5 protein-coding genes and 1 pseudogene are annotated in these 11,829 nt (G+C 53.4%); 2 read left to right on the forward strand and 4 right to left on the reverse strand.

Features of this window, described 5'->3' with window-relative positions:
• Positions 1–18: 18 nt before the first annotated feature.
• Complete coding sequence (locus tag ACXJJA_RS02495; protein WP_456486655.1) at positions 19–2,325, forward strand: outer membrane protein assembly factor BamB family protein; 2,307 nt, start codon at positions 19–21, stop codon at positions 2,323–2,325.
• Positions 2,326–2,384: 59 nt separating this feature from the next.
• Positions 2,385–7,235: a CARDB domain-containing protein gene (locus tag ACXJJA_RS02500; protein WP_456486651.1), complete on the forward strand. Its 4,851-nt coding sequence runs from the start codon at positions 2,385–2,387 to the stop codon at positions 7,233–7,235.
• 162 nt (positions 7,236–7,397) lie between these two features.
• Here the strand turns inward: ACXJJA_RS02500 and ACXJJA_RS02505 are convergent, their stop codons facing one another.
• The 4 genes and pseudogenes from ACXJJA_RS02505 to ACXJJA_RS02520 all read right to left on the reverse strand — a co-directional run.
• The gene (locus tag ACXJJA_RS02505) at positions 7,398–9,164 is read right to left on the reverse strand and encodes a hypothetical protein (protein WP_456486652.1); all 1,767 of its coding nucleotides are present in this window, start codon (positions 9,162–9,164) and stop codon (positions 7,398–7,400) included.
• Position 9,165: 1 nt separating this feature from the next.
• Positions 9,166–10,419 (reverse strand): hypothetical protein, encoded by a 1,254-nt coding sequence (locus ACXJJA_RS02510; RefSeq protein ID WP_456486653.1) that lies wholly within the window; start codon positions 10,417–10,419, stop codon positions 9,166–9,168.
• Positions 10,420–10,805: 386 nt separating this feature from the next.
• Positions 10,806–11,294: a tRNA (N6-threonylcarbamoyladenosine(37)-N6)-methyltransferase TrmO gene (tsaA, locus tag ACXJJA_RS02515; protein WP_456486654.1), complete on the reverse strand. Its 489-nt coding sequence runs from the start codon at positions 11,292–11,294 to the stop codon at positions 10,806–10,808.
• Between the two features lie 175 nt (positions 11,295–11,469).
• Positions 11,470–11,829, reverse strand: a pseudogene (locus tag ACXJJA_RS02520) (hypothetical protein); the annotation flags it as partial.

Genomic DNA, 11,829 nt, shown 5'->3' on the forward strand with positions numbered 1-11,829 from the left:
GCGCGCATAGTGGTCCGAATGATTGGAATAAAAGCAAGCATACTGGTGTTGAGTGTTGCGTTGTTGCTTTTGACGCTACTGCCGAGCACATGCGCATCGGCGGCGTGGCTGCAGTTCCAGCACGACGAACTCAACTCTGGGACGACTGCGGAGCTTGCGCCAGTTTCCGGCGTGGATGTCGCATGGAAGGCGCAGGTGCACTCCGACGATTGGCAAATGGCGGGCGTGGACATCGAACCCATTGTCGCCGACGGAAAAGTTTTCGTGCTCGACGCACAGGCTTACGTTACGGCGTTCGACGCTTGCAGCGGTGAGACGCTCTGGGAGACGCCGCTCTTACAATACGGCTGGCAATACGAGCTTTCGACACCCGCTTACGCCGACGGGACGCTTTACGTTGCAACGAAGGGCGGCGTCATTTACGCCCTCGATGCCGACAGCGGCGTCGTCCTCTGGGCAACGCCTCTCTCGTCTTATACCCCTTCGGGCGTTTCTACAGAGCTTAACTGCCCTCTGACCTACGCCGACGGCAAGATTTACGTCGGCTCCGGCAATTACACAGGCAAAACCGGCGCCTACTATTGCCTTGACGCTGATAGCGGCGACGTTCTCTGGGTGCGGCCGTCTGAAAGCGGCTACGGCTATTACTGGTCCGGCGCCGCCGTCGTCGGCAACTTCGTGGTTTTCGGCGATTGGGGCTCGCACCTCGTTAGCGTCTTCGCCGAGAACGGAAGCACGGCGCACGAAATCAACATCACGAGCGCCCTAAGCTTCAGCAGAGCCGACGCCGGCAGGATAAAATCGTCCGTCACTTATAACAACGGCTATGTTTACTTCACGTCAGAAGGCGGCTACCTCTGGAAAGTAGGCTTTGACGAGAGCACGGGGCACTTTTTTGATGACGGCTGGAGCGTCGAAATCGGCTATTCTTGCAGCACGCCTACAGTTTACGACGGCAAAATTTACATCGGCACCGGCAGCTTCAGCATACCGGGCGACGTGAAGTGCGTTGATGCTGAAAATGGCGATGTTATCTGGAGCTTCGAGCCGAACGGAGGCGTGAAGGCATCGCCTGCGCTCAGCGTTCAAGGCGACAACGTTTACGTTTATTTCACGACGAACTGCCAGAACGGCACGGTTTACTGCTTAAACGGAAACGGCAAGCCTCTCTGGAGCTTCACGAGCGACGAAGCCGGGGTGAGCGGCGGCTACATCTTGCAAGGCGTCTCGATAAGCGATGGCTACATCTATTTCGGGAACGACGCCGCTTGCGTTTATGCTCTGAAGACAGCGCCCGTTACGGCGAAAGTGCGGATTGAAACGCCTGAGGAAACCGTCTGGAGCGGGTGGGTCAACGTAAGCGACTCTTTCATCCCTGACAGCGAGGGCAACGTGCATCACTTGCCGCTGCCTACGGCGCTCGGCGCCCTTGACGAGGCGGCAAAACTCGGAAACTTCTCTTACACCGTCGTGAACACGAGCTGGGGGCTCTACGTCAGCGAGATTGCAGGTGTCGCCGAGAACTACACGACGATGCGGTTCTGGCTCTACAGAGTGAATTACGAGCTGGCGATGGTCGGCGCTGCTGACTACGTGTTGAGCGACGGCGACGAAGTTCTCTGGTATTACGGGGCATGGGGCGGGCAGCCGCTGCGGATAACGCTTAGTGCTTCCGAGGCTTACGTGGGGGAGCAGTTGCTCATAACGGTTGAAGTGCTGAACGACACGGCTGGCGTCTGGGAGCCTGCAAGTGCTGCTGAAATTCTTGCGACGGATGAAAGAGGCGTCCTTTACGAGTTGGGGACGACGAACGAGAGCGGACAGGCAGCGATCAGCATAAGCGTGCCGGCGGGGCTTTACGAAGTTTACGCCGAAAAAGAGAGTTGTGTGCGGTCAGAGCGCGCGTTGTTGCTCGTGCGTGAGGCGTTGCCGCCTTCGGTGGACATCTGGACGGACAAGGGCATTTACCGACCGGGGGACGTTATGACGCTGGGCGTGCGTATGGAGAATCCCGGCGTGCCGCAGACCGTGACTTTCGAGCTGTTTTACGTCTCTGGAGGCACGATTTTCAAGATACTATCGGCGAAGTTATCCTTAGGCGCAAACTGCACGCTTGAGCACTCTTGGCAGATAAACGTAGGTCGCTGGTCGCCGACGCCGTTCAAAGCGGCGTTCTATGCAAGACTCTTCGCTGAAGGCGGCGAGGCGCTCGACAGCGACGTTGCGTCGTGGGCTTACATACCAAGTAAAGGCTTAATCCCTAGCGATAATGAGGACAGCACGACAAGCGTGCTGATGGCGACGTTACGAGGGATACGCTGGTAAAAGGACAAACGGAGGTGCGTGAGGTGTCAAAAAATTTATTTCCCATTTTTTCCCTGCTGGTGCTCGTGGTGGCAGTGGCGACGCAGCCACTGGCAGCGCTACCTGAAAAGCCCACTCCTGACTTTACGAGCATAAATTTGGTTAAACACCTCCGGCGTTTAGAAACGCTGCCGGAGAAGGCACAGCTTGAAATTGCACCAAAAATGGTTATCGAGGGCGTAACTATGCCTGGAGCATTTTGTGCTAACGTTTCGAGGCGTTGCGGCGTGCCTGGGGTTTTCCCTGTGGTATTGCGGGTGCGGGCTTTGGAGGCATGCTCTTCATTTAACGTGTCAGTATTGATTTGCGGCGTTGAGGTTTGTAAAAGGGCGTTTGACGAGCCGCTCGGCATCGGCGAGAGGCGGAAAATCTCGCTGGTGTTGAATATGACGAACATTTTGGATGTGTTACTTGAAAATGCGGCTGCTGTGCCCTCGGAATTCAACATGTCCTTTTTAGTAGAGACGGGTGGCGGCTGCCACTCGGCTAACGTGAGCGTTCCGTTACGTGAGGTCTCTTATGATTGTAAGGCAGCACTTAACTCGGTGGAAGCTGCTGTTGCATATTTGAATGAGAGCTTTGGGCATTTGGGCGGCTGTGGCGACGTGCAGGCGAGGGCGCTTGCAGCTACCCTTTTTTCCTTAACCGCGAGCTTCACGGCGTTGTCCTCTCTGAATCTCTCGGCGGCGACGTTCGGCGTCGAAAATGCTGGCGAGCTTGCGGCTGCCGTTCTCACAGCAGTGGCGCTCGGCGAGCTGCCTTTGAATTTTTCAGGGCTGAATTATGAGGGTGCCTTGCTTGAGCGGGTTTCTACGGAGGAATTGCGAGCGGACGAGGCGGCGTGGGCGTTGTTGGCGTTAAGCGCGGTGAATGGCTCCAAAGCTTACGAGACACGGGCAGAAATAGCTGAAGGCTTACGAAGGCAGCTTTTCCAGTTTCTTGAAAGCGTGAATGAGAGTGGAACAGGCGACCTGACGGCGGCAGCGCTTGCCGTCCAAGCGTTAATCTCTGCTGGCGTGTCTTCTAAAAACTCCACACTTCATGCCATTTTGGGGCTTCTGAGGGCTGAGCAAAACGATGACGGCGGCTTCCCGTTTGAATTCGGCGGCGGCGAGTCGGACGCACTGCCGACGGCTTTAGTCACGGCAGCGTTGCTCGTTGCTGACGATGCTCAGGCTAAACCGAACATTACAAGCAGCGTTGAATACTTATTGAGCATGCAGGACGCCGACGGCAGCTTCCTGTCTTACGACCCGGTGAGAGCGACGGCGCTTGCAGCGCTCACGCTTCTTGGGCAGGGATTGCCGACATTCCGCCAATTTGTTTTCGAGCAGGAGCTTCCTGAAATCTTGCTCTTGAATATTTACGTGAGCCCTTACCTCAACGAGACGTGGCGAGGCGAGAGCGTGGCGTATGCCAACGTTACGTGCGGGGTCTTCGTCTCAGTCCGGAACAATGGCGGAGCGTTCAATGTCTCGCTTCTTGCGGATGGCGAGCCTGTTTCCGAACTTAGAGTTTTGGAGAGTCGAGCTTTGGCGCTTACGAACGTCTCGTTCATGTGGCGTCCGTCGCACGTCGGAGTTTTCAACCTCACAGCACTTGTGGATGTAAATAACGAAATTAATGAGCGTAACGAGACAAATAATGCAGCGAGCTTGAAAGTGAGCGTTGAACTTCCAGATTTGAGTTTACGGCTGTTACCCGAGCTCCCGCTATTGTTTTCGAATTTCACAAATGAAATTCCGCTGGAAGTCATCGGTTTTGGTGAGAATTTTAATATTTCATTCTTTGCGTCAGCGAGCGCTACAACGAACCCCACTACTGCCGAAAACGCCATGAACGAGAGCGCCCCCAATAACGGCAACGCTACGAGCGCGACGGCTTACGCACCGTGCGAGCGTTTGGAAAACGTGACGTGCTATGGGCGAAAAAATGTCACGCTACGCTGGAAACCAAACGTTACGGGGGTTTTCAACTTCACGCTGACGGTTGATGCTGATGACGACGTTTTTGAGAGCGATGAAGCGAACAACAAAGTTTGCAGCACGCTTTCTGTGAGCCTCCCTGACATTTACGTGGCAAACTTTTCAGTCAGCAGGGTCGTGGTCGTGAATGTCAGCAACGCTGTTAATTTGGTCGTCGGTGGAGTTGCGGAGCATTTTAACGTTTCCATATATTGCCGCCGTTTCAGAGATGAGAACGGGAGCGTTACTAACGATACTTGGGGGTTGATCGAAAAGCTTCATGTGAGGCGTGTATTCGGTGTTGCAAACTTCTCTTTTTCTTGGACACCAACGGAGCCCGGAATTTACGCACTTGCAACTCTGCTGGATGCGGATAAAGATGTTTTTGAAACTGATGAAAACAACAATACGGCGTTTTTCATCGTAAAGGCGGTTCTCGGCGCTCCGAATGTGCAATTGTTGTTTCCAAGAGGTGGCGAGGTTCTGAGTGGCGTCATTTCCGTGCGCTGGGTGGCGAACGACCCCGATGGCGACGCTCTGAACATCACGCTGAAATACAGTCCTGACATGGGGCGTAATTGGCTTTTGCTTTCCGAAAATAAAAGTAATGACGGCGTTTACGTCTGGGACACGAAAGCAGTTCCTGATGGGAAGTATTTACTGCGGGTAGAGGCGAGCGATGGGAGATTTACGAGCTACGACGAGACTGTCGAGCCGTTCTTCGTGCACAACGTTGGGGAAGAGCCATCCCAATATCAAGGCGGCGACGCCGGCTTTTATGCGTCAGAGGCGCCTGACAAGTTCGAAATCGCATGGGAAACTGCAGATATCGGAGCGGTTCCGTCATCGAAAGTCTGCATTGGCAACAACAAGGTCTTTGCCTACTGCGACAACGCTTCAGGCACGTTTTTAACGGCGCTCGACGCCGGAAGTGGTGAAATTCTCTGGCAGACGCCGCTTGAAAAAAGGAGCAGTTACGGATCGTGGGCGTCGCCAGTTTACTACGACAATCGTGTTTACATAGGATCCGGCAGCACTGTTTACTGCATTGACGCTGAAAGCGGCAACGTGCAGTGGCAACGGCGCTTAGAAGGAGATATTGTAAATTCCTGCCCCTCGATAGCGAAGGTTGGCGACCACCGGACGCTTCTCGTTATCGGGAAATATGGGGCGGCGGGGGACCCCGCCTTTTACTGCTTTAACGCTAAGAGCGGCGAGAGATTATGGGTCTTTGACAGGAGTGATGAGCCAAGGCTGGAGTGTGGGCGGGCGACCTCAACGGCGGCGCTCAGCAGCGGCAAAGTTTACGTCGGTATTGGCGCATGGCAGCCCGAATTCACGGACACAGGCATCGGTATTTACTGCTTGGATGCGGAAAGCGGCGAGCAACTCTGGAACGCCTCCACGGATTACGGTGTCTGGGGTTCAGTGACGCTCGTTCACGGCACGCTTTTTTTCGGCACTTACAACCTCGAAGATCCGGGCGATGCTGCTTATTACGCGATGAGTCCTGCAAATGGCAGAGTCTTTTGGAGTCGTTCCGGCATCAGCACGAACTCCGTCCCTGCCTATGCCTTTGGTTACATTTATATTTGCGGTGGCTGTCCTGGATATTCGCCGCTCAAAACCTATTGCTTAGACCCTGAGAGTGGTGCAACGGTCTGGGATTTCCCAGAAGGCGGCTGGACAATTTCGCCGGCGGTTTCAAGTGATGGAAAAGTGCTCATCGGCACACTTGCAAGCGGTGAAGCATTAATGAACTTCGACACTGCCGGCGTTTACTGTCTTAATGCATTCACCGGCAAAGAAATCTGGAATTCAAGTAGGCTTGGCGGCTCCTCTCCTGCCATTTATGGGGGCAGAGTTTACACCTCGGGGCAGGGCAAAGTTTACGCCTTCGGGCCGTCGGCGCTGCCGGACATTAATGTCAGCGTCGAGGTCGCAAGCGGCGTGGTCTTTGCTGGACTTCAGAACTACGTGGGCGTAACAGTCCGCAACGAGGGCAGCGGCGACGTTAACGAGAGCTTCGCTGTGACGCTACGGGTTGAGGGCGAGACCGTCAGCACGCTTAACGTCGAGCCGCCGCTGCATAGCGGTGAGAATCGCACGCTCACGTTTAATTGGACGCCACCGTTAGAGCTTGCAGGAATGACGGTCAGGCTCGTCGCCGAGGCAGATGCCGAGAACAACGTCACCGAAAAAGACCCATTCAACAACATCGCTTTCGAGGACGTTAGCATCAAATTGCCGCCAGATTTGATAGTGAGTGACGTGGAACTTGAGAGGGCGAGCGTGGGCGTGAAGCGCATCGTCGAGGCGTTCGTGGAAAATGTAGGCGGTGCCGATGCCGACGCTTTTAATGTTGGTTTTAGGGTGATGCATGCTGGGGCGGAGCTTGAGAACGTGACGGTGCGCTGCGACGACGGTCTCGAGGTGGGTAAAGGTTTCACCACAACATTCGAATGGACGCCGCCGCTTCCAGGCGTTTACACGCTTGTGGTCAAAGCCGACGCCTCGCACGAAGTTCAGGAGCTTGACGAAGGAAATAACGTCTTTGAGCTTAACGTGACGGTCTCAAGCATCGAGACACCAACGCCGCAGCCATCGCCGGCGACCAGAGGCGGCGGTGGACGCGGGAGTAAAGAGGCATGGAACTACACCATCCCGACGGTTGAAAGCGAGGCACCTGTTACCGAGGGGTTGAGCGGCAGCGAGCACCCGCCGGTAAACATGAGTAACGAGAGCGATGAAAAGCAGCAGCATGTAACAGGCATCCCATTCGGAGAAATTTTGCCGAAAGGCGGCATTCGTTCGAAGCTCAGTGTCGTGTTCGTCACGGCGGGCGTGCTCGCAATGTTCGCCGCCGTTGGCTTCTTGTGGGAGCGGCGTAAACACAAAAACTTGTAGAAGGCGCGCCTGCTTGGCTTAAGAGGCAAATCTTTATCTTTCAGCATCTAAAACCGAATCTAGACATCCTCAAGGGTGAGGAAAAGCATCTGCACGAGCCTGTTGTAAGCTTGGCTTATGGCATTCAGGGCTTCAAGTAGGGGTCTCATGGACTCCTTAAACCTAGCTCCTCAGGCATGATACCACCCAATCCAGTGGGATGAGCTCCTTCGCTTCGAGGTCCAAGCCGAAAATCTCGACATTATACCCTTCATCCCTCCAATCCTTCCTGAAGGTGAGGAGGTCTCGCAGGTGCAGGAGGATGCTGACGTTCCGCAGCACGAAGTAAACCTTCTCACCTCGCCTGAACTTCTCCTGTATCTTCTTAACGAGCTTCGCCATCGGGTAGCCCACACCGTAAAACGTCTCAACTTCGTAATTCTCGTCGAGAACTCGCACGTCAACGCCTCTTTCGTCTTCAAGCTCCGGAATGACCCTTTTCTGATGCTTCTTCCAAGCATAGAGCCAGACGAAGGCTTTCATCGCAGAATGCTCCCCGCTCGCCGCCTCTCCCTTGTCGGGAGCGCTCGCTACCAGCTTGTCCCGCAGCTTCCTGAGCTTCTTCGGAGCTTTGCTGAAGTCCAAAAGTTCCGCAAGCCTCCTGTCGAAGGCATCCACCGCTTCTTTGAAGGCTTCTCCGAAGCTCACCTGCTCTTCGACGACTATTCCCGCCTCTGCGGTCTGTTTCGCTTCAGGCGTCGCTCGCAGCTTGCCGCTCACGAAGCTTAGAACCTTCCGCTTTTGCGCCTCGCTCATCTCGGGGTTAAGCCTCAGCAGGTGCGGTCTGACGGAGGGGACTTCCTGCTTTATCCAAGCCGCCAGCCCATCGGGGTCTTCGGAGACGAGTATGAGGAAGCCGAGCCCTCTCGAGAAAAACTCGCTCAGGGTTCGTCTAAGAAGCTGCTGCTCCTCGTCGCCGAGCTTCACTTCCTCCACAACGACAATTTCGTTCTCCACCCTCGGCTCGAATTCAAACTTAAGCTCCTCCAAGGATTTTCTGAAGAGCGGCTCCGGAAGTCCACCTCTCTTCTCACGGTAGGCTTCGCGGCAGACCGTCGCAACGACATGCTCCCAACGCTCTTCCCTCTCCGGAAGGACTATGCAGAGAGGCTTCCCTTCAAAAATCCTCGACGCACCTTCTCCCATAAAGTTTAAGAAGTCTGGAACTTCCTCGAAGCCGGCTGAAACCTCTTCGACGGCAGCTTCTTGGGTCTCCCTCTTCTCTTCAACCTCTTCTTCCTCCTCCTTCAGAGAAGATTTATCAAGGAGCTTTGGCTCAAGCCTCCTTTTTGGCAGGAGGATGGGCTTGATGCTTGGTGTTTTAAAGCGGCTTGTGGCTTTAAAGCGGCTTGTGGCAACGGATGGCATAGCGGCGTCCAATCGCCTTGCTTCAAGCATTACCCTCGGCAGGGAGACGGGATTGACGACGGCGCTCGGCGGCGCCGTGATTCGAACGTCGGGCAGGGATGCGTCCAGATGCTTGGGCTCGAGCGACGGCTTGAGTTCAGAAACGGCAGGGGCGACTTGGGGGACGACCTGAGAGGCGACTTGGAGGGCTACGCTCTTATCTAGCTCTCGCCCGACGAGCTTGAATTCGAGCCTCGGCGGACGCACTCCAAATCCAGATTCGGGGCGGCTTACGCCTGCGTCCAGCGGCTTTGCCTCAAGCCTCACAGGAGGCGTTGTTTCAGAAACTTCATTTGAGGCGTCCGCAGGCGGTTGCCGGACGGCTTGGACTTCGGACGAATCATCGGACGACGCCGTGCGCTCCCCGCTTTCCGACGGCGACAACCTCCGTGACTCCCGTGAAGGGGGCTCAAGACGCCTCTCCTGCTCCGCATCCGCACGCCTCTCCGCTCTCTTCCTCGCTACCTTCTGAAGCCGCTCCAATCTAATCCCTCCTCATCACTACAAACTTACGGCGGTCCTCGCTGAAGACTATTTCATAGAGTCCCAAGAAGACTGCCGGCATGATTTCGTCGAGAAAGGCGAAGAATGGACGGGTCTCAGACCTTGGCGTCCTCATAAGATGTCCTTCTACCTCGTACTCCTCAATCCTTGAGTAGGTAACCCTGCCGTCCAAGACCGTTTCCTCGACACTCAACATTGGAAGCCTCTCTAGCTGTTTCTCACAGGACCTGATATATTCATCTTTCAGCTCTGGAACGTGCTTCAAGACCAAGCCCAGCTCTTTCTTGACAAAAGCAAACATGTGCTGTATGTAGTCATTCAACAAGCATAACCCTCCGCCAATACTGGAGATCTGCGGCGTTGCGAGCATACGGCTTACCCTCTCTTGAAATTCACCGTATTTGCCGTATTTGCCGCAAAATTCTAGATCGCTTCTGAGGTCGCCGTAGTGGAATTTTAGGGAATCGACATAGATTGATCTCCGGTCTTCGGAGAGCTGGTAGGTGCTCGCATAATCTTCGAATCCGTAAACCGTGTAATCAATCTTCTGCTCCCCCTCGACCGACGGCGTGAATATCTCTTCAAGCCCAAGAATCTCGCGCAGAACCCTCATATTCTCCTCATCCCTCGTCTCAGGGAACACCTCATTCAGATACTTCCTCGTGATTTTGCGGACGTTCCAAGCGAGCGTCACGAGCGGGTCGGCGCCGACCGTCGTGTCCGCGCAGAGCTGTAAGAACCCGACGAGTCGCTCCATCACCTCATCGGGACTGATGTGGTCTCCCGCCTGCGGCTCCGCCTCCGCAGCCTCAGCCCCAGAGCCAGAAATCAGACCTTTCCTCGCAGCAAGCCTCACGATATCAGCCGTTAAGTTCCTAATATTCTCAACGAACAGGATGAAGACGGTCTTCTCCACCTCTATGGGCGTCTTCGCCTCAAAACCCTGCGTCACGAGCGTATAGTAGGCGTCGAGACTCACGCTTGCTCCTAAATTCTCCCTGACGGCTAAAGCCAAGCTGTTCTCTTTGTATTCGCCCGGGGGCTTCGTCCCTCCCAAGAACAGAGGTTCGAGCTTCGGATGCTCCTTCAGCACTTCCGACAGGTATCTCCCCTCGAGGCTTTTCAGGAACTCCCAAAAGTTGAGGAGCGCCGCCGCCTTGTCCCTCATCGGAACGATCTTCTCAGAAATGAACGCCCTCCAACTTTCCACATCAAACGCCGCCCGCTCCCGCATGTCTCTATGTTGCTGTTGCTGCTATAAGTGAACTACCCTCGCTTGCGCAAGAGCTTCGCCCGTTCCACCCGCCTTACGGCAGGGCTTCATCTGAGTTCGGGGCTCCGAGCACAGCTCCCCCATCCCATTGGATCTTTATCCGATGGGCTACGCTTGCTCATCTCTTCCCTTAAGGCGTCATCGGAAACGTCCCATTGCCTAGTAGAGACCGGTTCTGTTGCTTCTTTAGGTGTTGTATTTGTGGTGTGCGGACGTAGTGGTAACTCTAAATCAATCTTGAGATAGAACAAAATGTCTCACTTAACGTTTTGCGGACATACGAAGTTGCTTTAGCAATTTGGGCGGAGCAAAGCGTAGCCGTATGTTCGCTGTTATCGGAAGTCGCATCAGTCATTTTGAAACCTTCCATCATCTTTTGATATTGATAGTTTGTTCACATTTCTCTCAAGCCATCCTATTTTATCAACCGCTCTTACATCAAATTCAGGAACATAGGGCTTAATATCCAAGAGAGGCGTTCCATCTATAATATCTACATCTCGAATGTAAAGAATGTTTTTCTCAATTTTAATCAATCTCACTATCGAAATGCCAATTGGATTCGGTCTACTTGGAGCCCTTGTTGAGAAAACTCCGTGTATTTGATTATCCATAAATGGCTTTATTTTTAAGGACGATTTTTTAGATAAATGGAAGTGATATATCAAGATGATATGAGAGAAGCCATCAAGATCTTTCAAACCTTCAACATATTCTGGGAATACCTCAACTGTTCCATCAACTCCCTTAGCGGCTGTGGGTTGTATAGGTGTTCCTTTTGGCTCTTTGAATGGGGAATGAATGATTCCTATTGGCTTATACTTTATCTCACCCATAATTTCATCTCCTTATAGTGCGATTCCCGATAACGTTCTGGGGATATGTGAAGTTTCCCGAAGGGAAATTTGGGTGTAGCCGAAGGCGAAGCCGCATATCCGCCTGTTGTCCGAGTGCGTTAGCACCGAAGCGAAGCGGAGAGTTGCGGGCGACGGGCGAGATTTATTAGTCACTTTAATCATTATTACCCTCAATTAATACTCGCCCCCTCTCTATAAATTTCTTAAGTTTTCTCTCAAAATCTGTGGAAGAATGATAATTTTGTTCTCTCCGATCTCTCCAACCAGCATGATTTATGTCATTTCTATAATCTACGATCTCATGCCAAAGATTTAAAACTTCAGAAGGTATTTCTTCATATTTACTATTTAGCATTACTTCAGCAACTTCTCTGTAGGTCTTCTTTCGTAGATTATTGCGTTTCAAAATATTGGTTATTACATAATTTATGATCGTTTCCCTTAAAACTGTGAACCCTTGCTGAATAAGGCCTTTTTCTAAACACCAAGTTGCTATCTCAATTCCAGAACCTAC

It is taken from the genome of Candidatus Alkanophaga liquidiphilum (assembly GCF_053996935.1).